Raw genomic sequence first — 20,029 nt, 5'->3', positions numbered from 1 at the left:
TAAGAGCTTGCATTGCCAACCGGGAACGAGTGTTTTATATTAAGTACCCGATAGCCAAAAAAATCTGTTGCCGCCATAGCGGCACCATTGGAGAGTAAAATAATGAAGGTATTACATGTAAACAACGTGGCAAACGTTCCTGACGGCCTGGTAAAAGGGCTGCAAAAAGTCGGGGTTGACGCCCAGCTATACCAACCGTACACCGGCGTGAACATATCCGGAAAACTCGGTAAGCTTCGTGTCGTAACTAACCGCATCGCGGATGCGCGGTCTTTAAAGAAACAAATACTAAAAGAGGAGTATGACATAGTACACATTCACTATGCGTATTTTGGCGTCTTGGGGATACTCGGCAACTACCGGTACTGGCTGCATTGCCACGGCACCGATATCCGCAAGAATCTCTATCGCCCTGCCTTCAAGAACGTAACTACCACGTGTCTCAATCGAGCGGACCGTGTGTTTTACTCAACGCCGGATTTAAAGGTGCATGCCGATACCGTGCGCGGTGACGCCATGTTTTTACCGAATCCCATTCAGACCGAGCTGTTTGAGCCCAAAGGGTTTGACGGGACCCACGGCAAAGTGCTCCTCATTAGCCGTATTGACCCGGTGAAAGGAATCGACGTAGCATTTGAGGCGCTTGAGAAGCTCAAAGAGCGCAATCCCAAGATCGAAATCGATGCGTTCGCGTGGGGGCCGGACCTGGCACGATTTAAAGATAAAAGCTTCGTGAACTTTATCCCGCCGGTATCGCACAGCGAAATCGCTACCCTTATCCCCCGCTACCAGGTGATCGTTGGGCAATTCGAGCTCGGTATTATGGGGATGTCCGAAATGGAAGCTATGGCGTGCGCACGCCCTGTGGTGAGTGATTTTGAGTACCAGAGTTGGTATGCCGAAGCGCCGCCGCTCGTTCAAGCAAAACGGGCCGATGAAATCGTCGCCAAGGTTGAACGCTTACTGGGCGACCCGCGCTTGTGTGAGGAAATCGGCACGGCAAGCCGCGACTGGGTTGTGAAGTATCACGACTACATTTCGGTTGCCGAGAGGCTTGCGGCAACATATTCAAGCTATTGCACTCCGTAATAGCTACGGCTCTTATTTGACGAGTAGATTAATTATACACTGTAGAGTAACAGCGGTGCATCGTGACCACTACTGTGATGCAGTGCCGCTACCGCTGCTGCCACCTGACCCGGATGCGCCGGAGACCTGGTACTTGGAAAAATCCCGACCGACGATAACGGTGATATTGGGTACGAACGATCCCTCGGTTGCAGTCTGCATTACCACACGCCCGAACCCCAGCTGCGTCTGAACCGTCTTGGCCAGATCGACCATTTCCCCAGGTGCGATGATGCGCGTGTTATAGTAGTTGAAATTCTCCGCGTTGCCAACTTGCCCGACTTTAAAACCGTTTGCAGAGAGCTTATCAGCCATCTTCTTCGCCATACCGGATGTACCCGTGCCATTTTGCACGTCAACCGTGATATTTTGGATTTGCTTCTCTTCTGCGGTAAGCTCAGGCGGTAGATCGTTGTTTATGCGATCCAATATCCAGGCCATCTTACCTTGATCGAGCACAACGTAGCTGCCATCGCCGATCATTTCACATGTACCGGGAAGCGTTAGCATGTGGAGATTCGAGCGCCCGACCGAACGCACCATGTTGGCATACGATGCCATCTCGCCAAGACTCAAGCCGTTATCGGTTGTGATATTATTCGATGCGATATTGGCAAGCTGGGGAATACGGAGGACTCCGCCTAAGCTCAGCACTTTATCCATAATTCCCTTCAAAAACTGCTGCTGGCGCCCCATGCGGCCGAAATCATCATCGACGTGGCGAACGCGCACATAATCAAGTGCAGTTTGCCCTTCGAGGTGTTGCCTGCCCGCCGGAATGAAGATATCCCTTCCCTGGAAGTGGTCCTTAATATCTTTTTCGACATTGATGTCGATGCCGCCGAGCGCATTGACGATTTCCTTGAACCCGTCAAAATCAACGACCGCGAAGTGGTTGATTTCAAGGCCGGTCAGCTGATGTATCGTCTGGATCATGAGATCGGGGCCGCCGTACTGGTATGCGGCGTTAATCTTCTTTTTACCGTGCCCCGGAATATCGACCCGTGAATCGCGCGGGAACGAAATTAGATATGCGATTTTTTTTTGCGGGTTGATGCGAAGCACCATGATGGTGTCGGAACGACCGGGGTCTTCTTTTATAGACCAGCGCTTGTCGCTGCCTAGAAGCAGAAACGTTATCGGGTCGGAATCCTGCGCACGTGGAGTGATATGCTTATACGCGCTATCAGATCCATTAAGTAAGCTGCCAACGTGTATACGCTCTTCGAGAAAGCGCGCGTACACGAAACCCGCAGCGCCGACAATAAGTATTATTAAGAGCATCCAAAGGATAAATACTCGTATATATCCGGTTTTCCGGAGTTTTGACATATCCGAATTAGCCGATGTGTGCCTACCGTTATACAAAACACAATCCTCCAAAATGACCTAAGCGCAAGAATAGCACAAAAACCAACCGGTACTCAATTCGTTAAGCTTGGCGCGTTAGTTGGTTATTCAAATACCGGAGAAATATCACATAATTCCATATATAATGATTTCCAGGTTAGTTCGTTTCGAAACAAGCCCCCGGTAGCAACGGAGTCGTCGCTCACTTGATATGATAGAGAAAGCCTATTACACTATAACAGAATGCCACCTATGAGGTATAGCAATGCTTAACAAAGTCCGTGCAATAATCGAATCAGGCATCTTTTCTTTCCTGTTCTTCTGGTCATTTGTCTTGCTCTACAAGGCGCTATTGCCACCGGAAGCTTGGGTTGCCGTTGTCTTGATCAGTATCGCCCACTATCTGACCGCAATTTTTTGCGGCTACTGGGCGGGTTGGCGCTCAAAAACCGACGGCTGGATGTTCGGGATAGTAGCCTATTTTCTTTTTAAGGGATTAACGACTCTATTTGGGGTGCACGCAGTGCTTCCCTTCCCGCTACATATTAAACTGCTGGGATATATCCCGATCTTGGCGCTTCTCATGTTCGGTGGCGTTATCGGCGAACAGCGGGCCCACTATGCACCGGTCAGCCAGCGGGACCGGGCGATTTACCCGGCTGTTAAACGGATCGTCGATATGCTCGTCAGCACGGTCAGTCTCCTGCTGCTCGCCCCGATTATGCTTGCTATTGCGTTTGGAATAAAAGTCGGCTCGCCCGGCCCGATCTTCTTCCACCAAAAACGTCTAGGCCAGCACGGACGGATTATCAACGTGATTAAGTTCCGCACAATGAGCCCGGATGCGGATGAAATTGTGGACCGCCTGCAGCTGTTAAACGAGCAGGAAGATGAGGCGTGCCAGATAAAAGACGACCCGCGGGTGTTTCCGTTCGGTAAGTTCTTGCGAACCACCAGCCTGGATGAGCTGCCACAGCTCATCAATATCGCCAAAGGAGAAATGAGCATGGTCGGGCCTCGCCCGCTCGTGCCTGAAGAGCTTGAGACGTCGGATGCAATGACTCTTAAGCGCCTGGATGTTAAACCCGGCCTTACCGGTCTTGCGCAAATCAACGGGCGCGGTAACCTTACCTTTACCGAGCGCCTCATGAAAGACATCGAATATGTTGAGAATCAATCGCTTGTCCTCGACGCTAAAATATTCCTCGCTACAATTCGCCAGGTCCTCCTCCGACACGGCGCATATTAAGTTACCTGGACCGAGTGCCGATATTGGTATATAATTCCAATTATTGGATTGGATAATTAATGTGCCCTTATGCAACATCATCACGGCTCTAGATACACCACTCGAAGCAAAATGGTTCAATCAAGCAACCGATGCATAAATCCCCCTCTTTTTGGGAAATATGAGGGCAAACCTTGGTTTTTATGTTATAAGGAAATTATGCTTTACTACTATAAGGTAAAGAGGAAGTCCGGGTACAGAGCGCATACAGCGATTATCGCGTGCGGGATGTCACTTATGCTATGGGCTTATTTTTATTATCCCGGCTCATTAGCGAGCGTGACCCAGCACTTCGATACGCCGACCCTACCGAACTTTGCAACGCAAACGGAGCCCAGCACCGACGTGACCAGCCCAAAAGTCGCACCGACAAAACCGTTGCAGAATCGCCTGCGAGAAAAACAACCGAAACAGCCCGCCGAAAGCGTTAAATCAGCCCAGGCGTTGGTAAGACAGCTCATGAGTGAAGGCAGAAAAAAAGAGGCTTCGGAAGTAATATTCAGCCTTGATCTACTATCTCAGCTGAACACCAACACGGCTACCGGGCGCACGCGCGCACGCGCGATCATGCGCGACCTGGAAAAAACAACGGCCTACTATGCTGCCGGCAATACGGCGTCGGGTAAAGCGCAAATTCTCGGGCAATATGAGGGCGGGCACCTTGCCTATGTCTATTACCCGAATTACGGCGTACACTTTAACCCGGTCACAACCTGCAATATTGCGCTGGAAAAATACGCACAGGGCGACAACAAGCAAGTTGTCGCTATAGCGGATGCTATCCTGGATAACGCCATCGTCAAAGAATACAAAGGCGTCGGCAAATATTACATTTGGGAATACTATTTCGACCTTGAGTTTAATAAGTATAAATTCGATGCTCCGTGGGCGTCGGGCATGGCGCAGGGGCTTATCCTGGACGTCCTCGGTAAAACGTATACGATTACTGACGACAAGAAGTATTTAAGAGCCGCCGAACTCGTACTGAATTCTTTCAAGGTGCCCTATACCGAGGGTGGTGTCACCGACATTGATAACCACGGCAATTGGTACCTTGAGGTTGCCGCGACAAACAAGCTGCGCATTCTTAACGGCTATTTATTTACGCTCTACAGCATGCACAATTTCTACGAGGCAACCGGCAATACAAAGGTCCTAAAGCTCTTTAACGCCGGCGTTGGTGAAGCCCAGTATCACTTAGAGCAATACGACTTGGGTTACTGGTCGAATTACTCGCTGCTGCAGGGAGATCGTGCCAGCTACGGATACCATAAGATCCACGTCGATCTACTCAAGAAGCTGTATGCGATCACAAAAGTACCGGCATTTAGAACGTATGCGGACAAATTTGCGTTCTATCAAAAGTACCGTTTCTTTGATATCCCGCCGACACACCGGTCGTTTAAAGCAATCAGCGTGCTTACCGAGCGCGGGATAGTTTTAGGCAAAGACGGTTGGTTTGGCGCAGGGGCCAATACGAGCCGGGCTGAACTTATCACCTGGATTGCGCGGGGTCGCGGTTGGGCGCCCTTGGCGACATATCAGGGTTATTACCGCGATATCAACAAAGAGCGGGCCGATTGGGGCTACATCGAGGCAGCCTACGAGCACGGCTTGAAGATGGGCAACCCCGATGGTTACTTCCGGCCGAACGATCCGGTCAACCGCGCCGATATGGCGTCCATCTTATGCAAGGCGTTTGATGTTTCAAGTGCAAAATCGATCCAGCCCAGCACACCGGTATCCGATATAGCAACCGGCGTGCGGGATAAAAACTCCATTGTTCTGGCCCTCTCCAGCGGGCTCATGGAGCCATACGAGCCGAACTATTTCCGGCCGACACTCGGGGTTACACGCGAACAAGCGGTAAACATGCTGTATAAATTGTTTGTGCCACTCGCCAAGCAATAGCGCCGAAGCAATAATCTCGTCCGCGCAACCAATCCTCTTGCCTTTGCCCATTCTTTCGTTCACCCCGACCCACCGTTGGGTATGAATACCACGTACCTATTATGAGTGAGGCGGGAAAACACGCATGGAACGCACGAAACTAAAACCCCTGGCGATACGAATCGGGACGTTTGCGACCCTCTGTTGGGCAATTTGGATTTATGCGCGCTATTTCTCCCCAACAATTCAACTTGCTTCCCTGCTGAGCGCTATCGACGTCCGCGCGGTTATTATTATCGGTCTTGCTCTCTATGCAATCGTCTGGTATATCTTCCTCGGTCGCTACAGCCACATCGGGGCCGGTTTACGTGAGTTGCCGGCGCTTCTAACACTGGCGTATACCGTAATTATTATCGCCTCGTTTGGAATCGCTTTAGAAGGCAAGTATTTCAGTAGCTACGTATCATCGAACCTGGCAGAACTGGCGTTTTTTGCAGCCATCATTGCCGCTGTTTACTATGTAGGCGACAAAGTTATTGAGCTGCTCTGCCTCGATATCGACGGGCTCGACCGTCTATTCGTATCCATCACGGCCGGATTCGGCATATGTGCGGTCTTCGTATTTATTGCCGGCATGGCCGGCGCTATTTACAAGGAACCGGCCCGTATAGCAGTTGCGACTCTCGCTATCCTGGGCGCGGTGCGAGCGTTCTCCAAATTTAGGGGCCGCTTTGCCGATACCATCAAACTATCTGCCGCACCAAGTCCGCTTGCTTTAATCATCGTTGCCCTTCTTGGTTTCGGTTTTATGGCCGCCTGGACGCCGACTTGGACGTATGACGCGTTGCTGTACCACATTGCCGTGCCGAAAGCCTATATACTGGCTCACCAAATCCATTACATCAGGGACTTCCTGCCCGCTAACTACCCCCTCAACGGTGAGATGCTCTTTATGCTCGGGCTTTTGATTAAAGACGATACGGTTCCCCAGCTCTTGACCTATTTTATCGCGTGCTGGGTGGTGCTCGGTGTCTTTGTGTTTGCCCGGCGGTTCTTCTCGTACCGGACGGCAGTGCTGGCGGTAATGCTGCTATGCACCGTATCCGCGTTTGCCTACAATATTACGCTCAACAACAACGACACGGTTCTCGCGCTCTTTGCCTTTGCGGGTGTCTATGCGCTTGTCGGCTGGCGCGAGACTAAAAATATGATGTGGCTATACGTCGCCGGAGCTTTCTTCGGGTTTGCGGCCGGCAGTAAATACTCGGGGTTTTTCATGCTGGTTGCTTCGGGATTCCTGGTCGTCTCGCTGATCGTACTCTCGGTCGGTCGCGGCCCTTCCGAAGCTGTGCGTGCCGCTTTGATGGCGGTCGGCTTTGCGCTCGCGGCGTTTATCGGTGTCGGCCCCTGGCTCATTAAAAATTATATTTATACAGGAAACCCGGTATACCCGACATTTATGGAGCTATTCGGCGGACGCGATTGGAACCCTGCGGCAACCACCCTCTTTCAATCAACCATCCGCTCAGCCAATCAGATGACGAACAACCTGCCGGACGATCTAGCCGTGCTCTGGCATCTCACCTTTCGCGATATACCACAAAAAACCATCGGCCCCGCATTTGTTGCGTTTTCGGCATGTATACCGTTTGCGCTGCTGCGCCTTCGCAAGGCCCCAGCGCCCCTTCTGCTCCCTGTTATTGTCGCCCTCGGGCTTCTTGTCCCCTGGACGCTGCTCCTCGCGCAAACCGCAAATTATGCGCTGCCCGGCATCGTTATATTGGTTCCCGTCATCGCGGCCGGCATCGACACGTTTATCGGCAATCGTCTCTACCTTAAGCTGGCAACAGCCATCCTTCTGATCGCCGGCGTGCTTGCCAGTGTAAATTTACTGTACGCCACCAGGGGCGATGCGATGGCAATCGGGCTCGCGGTGCGGAGCCACGAGGAGTTTCTTAAGGGCAACATGCTGTATCAGGCGCAGAATTATATCAACACCTATATTCCCACCGACCAGCGGATAGCTATGGTGGTCGATAACCGGACATACTACCTTGATAAGCGGCCGATTCTTATGTTAAGCCCGCTTGATAACGGTAGGATCAACCAAGTCGGGATAAGAACACCGGAACAATTGATGGATATACTCTCGCGAGAGCAAGTGGATTATGTGTTTGCGACCGACGAAATCAGGCGGTATACCTACAGCCTCCCTATAAATTCGCCGTTCAGTATGATTTACCGGCCGATAGTAGTTGCAACCGACGGCCTCGTCAAGCAAGGAGGTTTACAGCCGGTCTTCCGTTACCACGACTTCTGGCTGTACAAAGTAGCTAAGCAGAATAGCACCCAGAGCAATGAACGAGCTCGCAAACGGCAACCAGTGCCACCAAACCGAGGGACCGGTGTCAAGCCATAGCATTATGATGGTCAGAATCAACGCATAGGTTTTCTTATCTCGCAGGCGCGAAGCAACCGCAAGGCATACCCCAAGCATAAGTCCGTACAGCATCACGCCGGCAACCCCGAATTCCAAAAACGGCAGGCCGAAAAACGACGTCGAGAGCGGCTTTTTCAGAATACTAATGGTCGTGGCTCTTCCCTTTGTCACCCCGGGCATCAATGAGAGCGTAAGCTTTCCGTGCGATTTGCCCCACGGGTAACTCACATCGATGACATCGAGAAACACCTTGTAGGTAAAGAACGGCCTGGTTATGACTTTACTGCGCGCTTCGGCGTTGGAGAAGTTCATGTCTTTGTCGGTATAGTGGCCCGCCTCCATCGAGGACACGACGAACGGGGGCGCTTTTGCTGAATCGAGCGGCGCAAACATGTAGATAACGCCGCGGGTAACCGAGGTGGCGAAATACGTATACAAAAAGATCGCGGCCACTACGCCGAGGGCGACAAACGCCGTTTTTACGGTAACGGCTGGTTTGCGCTCGATATAGTACTGGAAGATTAGCGGCATAATGTAGATGATCGCGTAAGCGCGGTAGCCGATGATCGCCGCCATAAACGGCCCGGCAACCAGCGTAATCAGGCCAATCATGATAAAAAGGTTGCGCGTTGAGAGCAGTGACGCCACCTTCATCAGGCCGTATACCGTAGTAATGGTACCTATCCCGACGAGAAACGCCGGCATCAAACCGCCGGTGCGGTTGAGATACGCACCGTACATCCCGTATGAGATGAATGCCGGTACCACATAAAGAAGTATCATGGCGACGCCGGCGCTCAAGAAATAGGTTCCGGGAATATCGGTTTTCTTGCGCCCGAGAAAATAGAATGCGGCGCTGAGAATAATTAGATAGAGCGGCGCCCGCACCGCAACCGGCGCAACCCCCTTAAGCGCAAGGTCGATAACGAAGATCACACATAATGAAATGAGCAGCCGCTCGAAGTAATTCCCGGAAAGTACTGTGCGCCGGGAGGTCTGTTGATCGGTGGTATCGATGAATCGCGCGGTCAACCGCGAGGCCAGCAGGTAGACGGCGATACTTAGCGCAACGATACCGAGGGCTCGCAGTGAGAACTGAACGAGCGTTAGGCCAACGAGATAAAAGCTCAGGACAAACAGTGGTAAAAAGACGCCTGGAGAAAATGCGCCGAGCTTAGGGCTTCCGCTCGTTTGTGCTTGACCCATCAGGTTACCGCCCCCGCTAACATGCGAAGCATAACGGCTGCCATGACAAAGACAAGCGCCATAACAACCGGGCGCGCAACGATTCCGCCGGTAACCGCATAGAAGAACGAGTTCTCAACCGCGCCGCGAAACTTCTCGAGCGCCGCTATAACCGGTTGATACGCCCGACTGCCCGACAATAGATTAATTTGACTTGGTTCTTTACAGAAAAATGCGGCGAGTCTACTCTCCTGCCATGACCCGCCTATGCGAGCGGTAATGCGCTTGATCTGGTGGCTGGCAGCCGCTGCTCTAAATGATGCGAGCGACGTGCGAAAAGGCCGGAGGATGTAGCTCCCGATTACTATGGGCGATGTTTGCACACCGGTTGGCTCGGCTGCCATATTTCCGATAGCAACCTGCAGGCCTAACGCGACCCAGAAGAAAACCGCGCCCTGCGGGTGATGGAAGCTGTTGCTGGTTAAGCTGTTGATCGCAAAACCGACGACACCGGCAAAAAGCGCCGAATTAATCCATGAGAGGTACTTATCCTGCGCTTTTGCGTGCGCCAGGAATAGACCGTAGCGTATTGAAATAAGAATAATTGCAATAAAGGAAAGGATGCCGAAGACGCCGGTCTCAGCAAAGAGCGTGAGATACGAGTTATGCGCCCCGTAAATAACCCAGCCAACGCTCGACTCGGGATGTTTGAATATGTAATTCGTAAACGCTTCGTAGTAATTGCCGATGCCGATGCCGATAAGCGGGTGCTCGCGGATGATGCCGTAGGCGATATGCCACAGGCGCATTCTAAAACCGGCGGTGCCGCCGCTCATGTCCGCCATGCTCGCAACGCGGTTGGCGACACCGGGTGCGGCAACCAGCGCAACCGCGAAAAGACCTGCCCATACCCAGAAGAGCCACGCCTCCGTAAGAAGCGACATGAGTACGATACCTATGGCGGCGCCAAGCCAGCTACCGCGCGTGTAGGTAAGAACCAGCGCGATAAACAACAGTATGGTGGCACTCCCGATTATCGTTCGCCTGAACCAATTACGTGAACCAATGGTTAATGCAAGACCAATCGGTACGATCAGCACCAGGTATTCCGCATAAAAATTGGAGTTACCAAAAGTGGAGCCCGCACGGGCCAGGACATCCTGGCCGAGACCGTAGACGCCGATCTTCGCCGAACTATCCGGTATGTAGATGTATTGATAGATGCCGTACAGTGCCGTAACAGCCCCCGCTGCAACCATGAGGACAAGTATCCACGTGAGTGTTTCCCTTGATTTCACCGAACGGCCTATCACTGCAACGAGTAAGAAATATCCGGCAAAACGCATAAACGTTGTGGCCGCTTCGACCATTGACGGCGCGATAACCATCGAAATTGCCGATATTATGAAAAATGCTAAGAACGCCCAGGTAAATGGTGTTGCGGTAGACGAGTTTCTCTTCCCCGCATTGTGGATCATGTACGAGAGGATAATGAGCCCCATACAAATCGTTACCACATCGAGCGGTATCGGACCCAAGTTGACTTTAATATTGGCGAGCGGCGCGATAACGACGAGCAGCACAATTGCAAACTCGGTTTTTACCAGCGCGATCGCCACAAGAAGAAGCCCCACCGTTGCAACCAGGAATTGCAGGGGTGACAAATACAGCCCGGCATAACCCACTAAAGCTGCTATGGTAAATACCAGCAGATATGCTGTAGAAATTGCTACTTTTTTTGATGGCGTTGGAGCGACCAATTCAGACACGATAACCTCGCTTGTATATATTTAGAAATAGGCTATGCTGATTTACCGATTAGACTATTTCTGATCGCCCTGAACGCTCATGCCGATGATAACCGAATCTCCGAGGAACCACTTGGTGACGAGGTTAAACCTGTCACCGACACGCAGTACTTCGTTGCCGGTCGAAATAAGATCGCTTCCAGCCCGGCCTTTTGTCTCTATGGTGATATATGCGTCTTTTTCAACGGGTGATACGGCAAGCACCTTTTTCCCGTCAGCCGTGTCGATTACCTCTTGGGCGGGTTTGAGCACAACTTTTTTAACCGTGCCGATTGGATTTTGGGTCATTTGCTTTTTAGCAAGGTCCCCTACTTTGATATAGCCTGCGACATCCGGACGGATGCCTTTAACAATTACCGTATAATCAACCGTATTATTCTCGGGAATCGAGACTACTTTGCCCGATTTTGTTGCAAACACGGCTACAGCGACAGCAATCACAACAATCCCTATAATGAGTGTGAAATCTATAAGATTGATTCGCCCGAAAACTCTACCCTTCTCATCAATCACAGCCATGAATATTAGTTCCTCCCCTTACCTGGCAATCTCTTTTATCCTATCTAATAATACATTAATATCGCGGGTTTGACCCTGCCCGTAGACGGCTTTTTTCTTGATCTCGATGTGATCCGGGTCGGTGAGTTTCATCATTTTACCCTGTGCGATAAGTTTTGTATCTATTGCTCCCATTCTGCCTGAAAACAGCGTATACACCGGTGTGTTGAGTGCAACCGCCTCACGGTTCATCGTGCCGCCGGCACTGATAACCAGGTCTGAATAGTAGATGAGGCTCTGCGCATCGACCGCTTTTGCCGGGATAAAGACGTTACTAAACCCGAAACTAAGCACCTCATCGCGCTGCTCCGGTGTACGCGGTAAAAGCACCACTTGTATGTCGTCGCGCGCGGCGAACTTGCGAAGCACATCCATGAAAATCGGATTATGGAAACGATGGTACAGCGCGACATCCGGCGGCGTACGCATAACGATAACTATCTTGCCGATGTCCAACCCGATCTCATCGACAACCGACTCATCCGGTGAGAAATCCGCAAGATAGTACTCCTCTTTCAGGCCGGGGTATTTATCTATCTTTGCGTCGGTCCCGCCATACTCGTAAAGCGGCTCCGATGGAATCATATCCGGTATGAGCACCTTGGTAGCAACCCGCAGGTTGATGCTGTGCATCGCTTTCGCAAACTCGTAATCAAACATGGTTACGTGCGGGATACGCAAGAAAAACGATGCGAGCGCACAATCATTTGAACCGTGCCCGATTGAAAGGTTGAACCGCTTACCTGCTGCGTAGCCGATAAGCCTGCTTGTGCGGGAGGCCAACCCGTAGATCTTCCGGTAAACCTCTTTGCCCTGGTGCTTTCCAATAAGGGTATGTTTGATCCCAAACCGGTCGAGGAGTTGGCTGGTTTGCGCAAACTCCCGGGCTGTTACCAAAACCTCGTGCCCTTGAGCCTGCAATTCTTTAATTAAGGGACGAAATATCAAAACGTGCGGCGTATTGGTGATATCGATCCATATTCGCAATTGTTTTGCGTCTTTATTTGTGTCTTTTGTGTCTTTTGCAGTGTTTTTCAATGACATACCTTTGTATAATGATTACCGGATATAGCTGAGCGCTCATCGTCCATTGCCTGTCGCACATCGCCTAAATGATGTGAAAAGCTATCAAAAGACAACCATAAGCTTTTTTATGCACTCAACAATTATAGCGCCGTGCTAGGCGGATGTTAACCGTTGCGCGATATAAAACGAAGCTTTCCCATCGCCGAACAATTGCGGCGGTTGTCCGACCGGATTGAAGGTATCGATTGTATGCAACAACTTGGTTACATCGATATTGACCAGGACGTTCCACCCGCTCTCCACTGTTTCCACCCACTCGGTTGTATCTCGAAGCGTAATACACGGCACCGAAAAGAAGAATGCTTCTTTTTGAACGCCTCCCGAATCGGTCAGGATCTTAACGGCGTTGCGTTCAAGACGTAAGAAATCGATATAGCCGACGGGGTCGACCACCCGGATATGCGTACCTTTGATAATGCGGTCAAGACCGGCATCCGCCATAACTTTTTTCGTCCGGGGATGTACCGGAAACACGATGTTTTTACCGGACTCTACGAACGCGCTAAGAAGCGCCCGTAAATTATCGACATCATCGGTATTTGCCGAGCGGTGGATCGTTGCCAGATAGTAGCCCTTCGGCTCAAGCCCGAAGATCTCCAGAACTCGTGAGCGGTCTTCAGCTATGCTGCCGAAGTAGAGCGCCGCATCGTACATAACGTCGCCGACCAGCTCAACTCCCTCGGTTATGCCCTCATTTTTTAGGTTATTTACAGCGGTCTGCGTCGGGCAGAATAAAACCTCGGATACGTGGTCGGCCACGATGCGATTTATCTCCTCCGGCATTTTTTTGTCAAATGAACGAAGACCCGCTTCAACGTGAGCAACCGGTATATGAAGCTTCGCCGCCGCCAGCGCACCGGCGAGCGTCGAGTTAGTATCGCCGTAGATAAGCAGGATATCCGGCTTTTCGGTATAAAGGACCTCCTCGATCCTGCTGAGCATCTGCGCAGTTTGATCGGCTTGCGTACCCGAGCCCACCCCAAGGTGATAGTCCGGACGCGGGATACCCATCTCCTCAAAGAAGATATCCGACATGTTGTGGTCGTAGTGCTGGCCGGTGTGAACCAGCACTTCCGTGCACGTTGTTCGAATCTCGTTTGAAACCGGCAAAGCTTTAATAAACTGGGGCCGTGCACCGACGATTGTTACGATTTTCATTAAAACCTCAAACTATTCTTATTCTCAAACAGTTACGCCGACAGTATCTTTCACAAGACCGGCTATGAACTCCGCATCCTGGGCTTTTAGCTCCGGATAACACGGTATGGCAATCGTTTCTTTCGCTGCCGCCTCGCTCACCGGTAGATATCCCTCTTTGTACCCGAGGTCTGTATAGACATCCTGCAGGTGCAGCGGAACCGGATAATAGACGCCGTGCCCGATACCGTTTTCTTTAAGCGCCGCTTCAACCTGCGCACGGTTGGGAACTCTAATAATGTAGAGATGATACACGTGCTTAACGTGCGCGAGTTCTTCCGGCGTTACGATATCGGTGGCGGCAAAGAACTCATTATATGCGTGCGCCTTCTCCCTACGACCGTTGTTCCACTGATCTATGTAGTTGAGCTTAACGCTCAGAATCGATGCTTGCAGTGCATCAAGGCGGCTATTGTACCCCACGAAGCTATGGAAGTACTTCTTCGTGCTCCCATGTTGTCTGAGCGCGCGCACTTTATCGGCAATCTCTTTGTTGTCGGTGACAACAATGCCCCCATCGCCGGCCCCACCGAGGTTTTTACTCGGGAAGAAGCTGAAACAAGCCGCATCGCCGAGTGAGCCGACTTTCCTCCCTTTATATTCTGCACCGATCGCCTGGCAGGCATCTTCGATAACTTTGATGCCGTGCCTCTTCGCGATTTCGTTTATCTCATCCATCTCGACCGGTTGGCCGAAGATGTGAACCGGGATGATCGCCTTTGTCTTCGAGGTAATCTTCGCCTCGAGTTGCCCGGCCACCATGTTATATGTCTTTGGATCGATATCTACGAACACCGGCGTTGCACCGAGACGTGAGATCGACTCGGCGCTCGCATAGAATGTAAACGGGGTGGTGATAACCTCATCGCCGGGGCCGACACCTATCGCGTCGAGCGACAGTACCAGTGCGTCGGTGCCGTTTGCCACACCAACCGCATAATCAACACCGCAATATGCGGCGATCGCCTTTTCAAATTCCTCAACTTTCGGCCCGAGAATATAGCCTCCGCTCCTCATTGTCGCAAGGACGGCTGCCTCGAGCTCATCCTGAATTGAGCTGTATTGCGCCTTTAGATCGAGTAATGGAACACCCATATATCCTCCTTGTTTCCGGTTCAAAACCATATTATAGCACTTTTGTTTGCTATCTCGGCTACCGCTCGATAGCCATAAAAAGCAGATGCCCGATAGCTCGGGCAAGCGTACGTAAATGTGTGTCGTTGTGAAAGATACATATGAAACATGAGCACATGCTACGCCCCTATTCAGGCAAAAGCTCATCCTCAGGTACGTCGCGCGTGACTTTAGCCGGAACCCCCATGACCAATTTCTTAGGCGGTACGTCGCGCGTTACTACAGAGCCGGCAGCTATAAACGCTTCCTCGCCTATCGTGATACCCGGCAGCAGAATCGAGTTACCGCCGACACGTGCGCCCCGCTTGACATGGGCGCCCTTAATAAATTTAAACCGTTTTTCGGTGCGCCCCATAAAATTATCATTGGTTGTGGTTACGCACGGCGCGATAAATACCCGGTCTTCCAGCACTGTATAGGCCGTAATGTAGGCGTTTGATTGCACCTTGGTGTAATCTCCGATTTTTACGCCGTTTTCGACGCAGACGCCGCGACCGACGAGCGAGTAGTCGCCGATGGCGCAATTTTCGCGAACTGAAGCAAGGTCGGCAACCATGGAATTGTTGCCGATTGTCGTGCCGGCGTAGAGTACCGCGCTCGAGCCGACCGTGCAGCCTTCGCCAAGCACAAGCGGTGCAAACGGCTCGGTATATGAGAGTGTGCTGGTTTTCGGCGGCCTGGGCTGCTTGCCCACGACGGCGCAATCGCCAACCACGGTGTTGGCACCGATTTTTGTGCCCTCGTGGATGACCGCATTGTTACCGATTTCCACGCCATCGCCCAGCTCAACGCCGGCTTGAATTACGCAGTTTTCGCCTAAGACCGCGCTTTCGGGGATTCGAGCGGTCTCATGAATAAACGCGGTCATTAAATCTATACCTCCGTGATTCTGACCGGTTGGCCGCCGTTTTTCAGTGACTTGTGCGCGGCCTCGAGCACCTGCACAACCCGCAGGCCGTCATATCCGTCGCTTCGCGGTATTTGCCCGTTTTCGATACACGAAATAAAGTGCTCGCACTCGGTGCGAAGCGGCTCTTTCATCTTAACGCTGGGGATTGTAATATCGCCGAAACGAAGCCGCAGATCTTCGCCGTATGAGCGGTAATCTTCTACCGGCTCCGCGCCGACACCTTTATCATAAATGCGAATCTTCTCGGAGCCCTCCATATCATCAAAGACCGCCATCCGCTTCGTGCCCACAACGGTAAGTTTTCGAATCTTATGAGGATCGAGCCAGCTCACGTGGATATGCGCCATCGTCTTGTCGGCGAATGAAACCGATGCGAACACAACGTCCTCAACGCCATCGGTTATATATGCTTGCCCGCGCGCGGATACTTCAACCGGATTCTTCCCGTCCAGCAAGTAGAATATGACCGAAATATCGTGCGGCGCCAAACTCCAAAAGGCGTTCTCATCCTTTCGTACCTGGCCGAGATTGAGACGCTGGGTATACAGATAGAGGACATCGCCGAGCGTGCCGTCATCGATTAAGCTTTTTACATGCTCGACCGCCGAGTGATACTCCAGCAAATGCCCCACCATCAGCCTTCGATTAACGGATTCGGCAGTGTCGATTAAATCTTTTGAGCTAGCGCTGCTGAGTGTAAGCGGTTTCTCAACCATGACATGTTTCTTGGCGAGAAGCGCTTTTTTTGCGAGTTCATGGTGCGTAGGTGCCGATGTCGCTATGATTACGGCATCAATCGCCGTATCCTGCAAAATATCATCTATGTTTTGGGTTACCCGTACCTGCGGGTAAGTCCCCTGCACTTTCTTTAAATTGTCGGGGTTCAAATCACAACACGCAACGAGATTACTCGACGGTATCTGCTCGAAGTTGCGCACCAAATTCGGCCCCCAATAACCGTAGCCGATGACTCCAACGTTAACCACTTATATCCCCCATTAAATCCTGACAATATTACTTCCTGCGAAATTCTTGAGCTTATTCCTGGTATCAACGATGAGCTTCGCGTTATCGGCAACCATCTGGTAATCGACATTCGTATGATCGGTTACTATGAGCACGCAATCACTCTCGTTGACGACCGCCGGCGTCAGCTCTACCGATGTATAGGTTTTGGCGCCTATAATCGCTTGTTTCGCATACGGATCGTGATACGTGACGTGCGCCCCTAAGTTCTCAAGAAGCGTGATGATCTTAAGCGCCGGCGATTCGCGTGTGTCGCCAATGTCTTTCTTATACGCCAGACCAAGCACCAGGACATTTGAACCCTTGATGCTCTTTTCATGCGCGTTAAGCGCTTCGCCTACCTTTGTGGCGACAAAATATGGTATACCCTCATTCGTCTTTCCGGCAAGCTCAATAAACTCGGTATGAAAATCATACTGGCGCGCCTTCCAAGAAAGATAGAACGGGTCAATCGGAATACAGTGGCCGCCAAGGCCCGGCCCCGGGAAGAACGGCATGAAACCGAACGGTTTCGATGAAGCTGCCTCGATTACTTCCCAAATGTTTATACCCATGCGGTCGCAGAGCACCATAAGCTCGTTTACCAGGGCAATGTTAACGCAGCGGAAGATGTTCTCCAAAAGCTTGGTCATCTCCGCCGCCTGAGTTGACGACACAGGCACAACCTGTCCGACGAACTGCGAATAGAAGAGTCGCGCGGCCTCCGTGCACTGCGATTTGACGCCGCCGACTACTTTGGGCGTGTTGCTCATATTATATTTCTCATTACCCGGATCGACCCGCTCCGGCGAAAACGCCAGCCAGAAATCTTTCCCCACCGTCAAACCGCTCTCTTCGAGCATCGGCAGAAGGACTTCTTCGGTCGTACCCGGATATGTAGTGCTCTCAAGGATAACGAGCTGTCCCGAACGCAAATATTTGGCTACCTCGCTTGCGGCGGCCCGCACGTACGTAATATCGGGCTCGCGCATCTCGGAAAGAGGCGTCGGGACGCAAATGCTGATAACGTCGGCGTCTTTTAGTACTGAAAAATCTGTCGTCGCGCTAAAGAGCCCTTTATCAACAGCGTCTTTCAAGTCGGCTGTGGGAACATCGGGGATATAGCTCTCACCTCGGCTAATGCTTGACACCTTTGCCTTATCGACGTCGATGCCGGTCACAGTAAACCCTGCCTGGGCGATAGCAACCGCCAGAGGAAGGCCTACATAGCCCATACCGATGATTCCAACACGTGCGGTTTTTGTAGTTATAAGGTCTGCCAAAGGCATTACACAACCATCTCCTAGTTTAATAACTTTGTCACCCGAACTATGATTCTAAACCGCAAATTACTTTACCGCAAATGTCAATTCGCCTTGGGCAACGACATCGCCGTCAACTGTTGCAACAGCGGTCCCTTTGCCGATCGGCCCTCGCGATTTGGTGATCTCGACCTCAAGGGTGAGCTGGTCTCCCGGCATTACTTGCCTCTTAAACCGGAACCCGTCGATACCGCCGAAAAATGCGATTTTTCCCTTGTTTGCTTCGACGCTTAGGATGGAGACCGCGCCAACCTGCGCCAGCGCTTCAACAATGAGAACACCCGGCATAACGGGATATTCCGGGAAATGACCAACAAAAAACGGCTCATTAACCGTAACGTTTTTGAGCCCTTTCGCCCGCTTCCCCGGCTCTAGCTCCAAGATGCGATCGACGAGTAAAAACGGGTAGCGGTGCGGGATAATCTTCTGAATTTCTTGGATGTCTAGCACGATTTCCCCTTTTGCCTGTATATGGATACTTTCTAAAGATATTAGCGGTTTTTCTGATATTTATCAAACACGCCAGCGGCATCTGCGGCCGTTGTCAACTTGACGGATAAGCACCGGTGTTTTATGCTACTGTGGTGCTAAGAATACAGGTCACACACGTTACCAGTGTAGATAAGGGTTAGTTTCACGATGAAGAGAGTCCACTATATCATTTTAGCCGTTACTATTACCGTAATTGCACTCGGCGTTGTCAGCGCTTTGGTGATAGCCCGAATCATTGATGAAGAATACACCCAAAAGCAAACATCCATAGAAGGTACCGGGCAAAAAGTTGAAGTACCCGCTACGACGACAACCCAGCCTCAACTTACCTATCGTTGTCCGCTTGATGATGAAGCGACAACGGTTGAGAACGGACAACGCCGGCCGCTTGCGGTTATGATTGAAAATCACCCCGATGCACGCCCACAATCCGGGCTGATTAAAGCATGTACGGTATACGAAACCGTAGCCGAGGGCGGCGTTACCAGGTTCATGGCGATTTTCCTGCATAATGATATACCGGCCGTCGGCCCCGTGAGAAGCGCCCGCGAGTATTTCGTCGATCTGGCTAAGCAGTATGATGCAATCTACTCACATTGCGGTGGGCCGGCAACGATTTATACGGTGCTTAAGAATCTCGCTATCGCCGACTTGGACGAGATGGCAAACGGGGATGCGTACTGGCGTTTGAAAACCAGGCGTGCGCCGCATAACCTGTATTCATCAACGAAGAATCTGTGGGCAAAGGCCGTGGCTAAAGGCTACTCTTCTCAGGTGTTTTTCCAAAAACCCAATTTCAAAGACGACGCGTCGCTCTCCGAACGACCGGCTGTTGCGTCAATCGATATAAACTTCTCGCGACCCGACTTTGCAGTGCACTACGAGTACGACCGCCAGACCAACACCTACAAACGCTTTATGGCGGGGAAAGCCCACATGGACGGCGTATACGAACTGCAGATTGCGCCTAAAAACGTCGTTGTGCAGTTTAACCCGATCGGCCCCATCGCCAACGATCCCAAGGGGCGCATGAAAGTGAGCCTTGCCGGTATGGGTAAAGCAACCGTGTTCCAAGACGGACAAGTGATTCAGGCTACATGGCAGCGCCCGGCACTCGCCGACTTGACTCGCTACTACGACCAAAGCGGCACTGAAATTCGATTCAACTCCGGCCAAACCTGGATTGAAATCGTAGACCCGTCAACCATGCAGGTTACCTACAAGTAACACGGCGAC

At 51.5% G+C, this 20,029-nt stretch carries 15 protein-coding genes and 1 pseudogene; 5 read left to right on the top strand and 11 right to left on the bottom strand.

Going from position 1 to position 20,029, the window contains the following annotated elements; translation table 11 throughout:
- Positions 1-102: 102 nt before the first annotated feature.
- Complete coding sequence (locus VGK02_11690; GenBank protein ID HEY3375703.1) at positions 103-1,089, top strand: glycosyltransferase family 4 protein; 987 nt, start codon at positions 103-105, stop codon at positions 1,087-1,089.
- A 69-nt stretch (positions 1,090-1,158) separates the two neighbouring features.
- On the opposite strand, the gene VGK02_11685 is transcribed toward VGK02_11690, so the two are convergent.
- Entirely contained in the window at positions 1,159-2,496 is a 1,338-nt protein-coding gene (locus VGK02_11685) for an LCP family protein (GenBank protein HEY3375702.1), read from the bottom strand.
- A 247-nt stretch (positions 2,497-2,743) separates the two neighbouring features.
- On the opposite strand from VGK02_11685, the gene VGK02_11680 reads away from it, so the two are divergent.
- The 3 genes and pseudogenes from VGK02_11680 (at position 2,744) to VGK02_11670 (ending at position 7,055) form a co-directional block, all read left to right on the top strand.
- On the top strand, positions 2,744-3,727 hold the full coding sequence (locus tag VGK02_11680; GenBank protein ID HEY3375701.1) for a sugar transferase: 984 nt from the start codon (positions 2,744-2,746) through the stop codon (positions 3,725-3,727).
- Between the two features lie 276 nt (positions 3,728-4,003).
- Positions 4,004-5,677, top strand: a complete 1,674-nt coding sequence (locus VGK02_11675) for a D-glucuronyl C5-epimerase family protein (GenBank protein ID HEY3375700.1) — start codon at positions 4,004-4,006, stop codon at positions 5,675-5,677.
- A gap of 124 nt (positions 5,678-5,801) precedes the next feature.
- Positions 5,802-7,055, top strand: a pseudogene (locus VGK02_11670) (glycosyltransferase family 39 protein).
- A gap of 888 nt (positions 7,056-7,943) precedes the next feature.
- Here VGK02_11670 and VGK02_11665 read toward each other — a convergent pair.
- From VGK02_11665 to fabZ, 10 genes are all read right to left on the bottom strand, one after another.
- Entirely contained in the window at positions 7,944-9,302 is a 1,359-nt protein-coding gene (locus VGK02_11665; GenBank protein ID HEY3375699.1) for a hypothetical protein, read from the bottom strand.
- Positions 9,302-11,050: an O-antigen ligase family protein gene (locus tag VGK02_11660; GenBank protein ID HEY3375698.1), complete on the bottom strand. Its 1,749-nt coding sequence runs from the start codon at positions 11,048-11,050 to the stop codon at positions 9,302-9,304. Before VGK02_11660 ends, VGK02_11665 begins: the two co-directional genes overlap by 1 nt.
- A 54-nt stretch (positions 11,051-11,104) precedes the next feature.
- The gene (locus VGK02_11655) at positions 11,105-11,608 is read right to left on the bottom strand and encodes a DUF4330 domain-containing protein (protein ID HEY3375697.1); all 504 of its coding nucleotides are present in this window, start codon (positions 11,606-11,608) and stop codon (positions 11,105-11,107) included.
- Between the two features lie 18 nt (positions 11,609-11,626).
- Positions 11,627-12,685 carry a DUF354 domain-containing protein gene (locus VGK02_11650; GenBank protein ID HEY3375696.1) on the bottom strand — a complete coding sequence of 353 codons (1,059 nt, stop codon included), beginning with the start codon at positions 12,683-12,685 and terminating at the stop codon, positions 11,627-11,629.
- Between the two features lie 141 nt (positions 12,686-12,826).
- Entirely contained in the window at positions 12,827-13,891 is a 1,065-nt protein-coding gene (gene wecB, locus VGK02_11645; protein HEY3375695.1) for a UDP-N-acetylglucosamine 2-epimerase (non-hydrolyzing), read from the bottom strand.
- 24 nt (positions 13,892-13,915) lie between these two features.
- Positions 13,916-15,025 (bottom strand): DegT/DnrJ/EryC1/StrS family aminotransferase, encoded by a 1,110-nt coding sequence (locus VGK02_11640; GenBank protein HEY3375694.1) that lies wholly within the window; start codon positions 15,023-15,025, stop codon positions 13,916-13,918.
- A 166-nt stretch (positions 15,026-15,191) separates the two neighbouring features.
- The gene (locus VGK02_11635; protein ID HEY3375693.1) at positions 15,192-15,932 is read right to left on the bottom strand and encodes a DapH/DapD/GlmU-related protein; all 741 of its coding nucleotides are present in this window, start codon (positions 15,930-15,932) and stop codon (positions 15,192-15,194) included.
- Between the two features lie 5 nt (positions 15,933-15,937).
- Complete coding sequence (locus VGK02_11630) at positions 15,938-16,960, bottom strand: Gfo/Idh/MocA family oxidoreductase (protein ID HEY3375692.1); 1,023 nt, start codon at positions 16,958-16,960, stop codon at positions 15,938-15,940.
- A gap of 12 nt (positions 16,961-16,972) precedes the next feature.
- Entirely contained in the window at positions 16,973-18,268 is a 1,296-nt protein-coding gene (locus VGK02_11625) for a nucleotide sugar dehydrogenase (GenBank protein HEY3375691.1), read from the bottom strand.
- A 60-nt stretch (positions 18,269-18,328) separates the two neighbouring features.
- Complete coding sequence (gene fabZ, locus VGK02_11620; protein ID HEY3375690.1) at positions 18,329-18,751, bottom strand: 3-hydroxyacyl-ACP dehydratase FabZ; 423 nt, start codon at positions 18,749-18,751, stop codon at positions 18,329-18,331.
- 189 nt (positions 18,752-18,940) lie between these two features.
- Between fabZ and VGK02_11615 the strand changes: the two genes are divergently transcribed.
- Positions 18,941-20,020 carry a DUF3048 domain-containing protein gene (locus VGK02_11615; protein HEY3375689.1) on the top strand — a complete coding sequence of 360 codons (1,080 nt, stop codon included), beginning with the start codon at positions 18,941-18,943 and terminating at the stop codon, positions 20,018-20,020.
- Positions 20,021-20,029 lie beyond the last annotated feature (9 nt).

Source organism: Candidatus Aquicultor sp. (assembly GCA_036504445.1).
In the GTDB taxonomy this organism is placed as follows: Bacteria; Actinomycetota; Aquicultoria; order Aquicultorales; family Aquicultoraceae; genus DASXVE01.
This window is presented reverse-complemented; position numbering and strand designations above follow the sequence as displayed.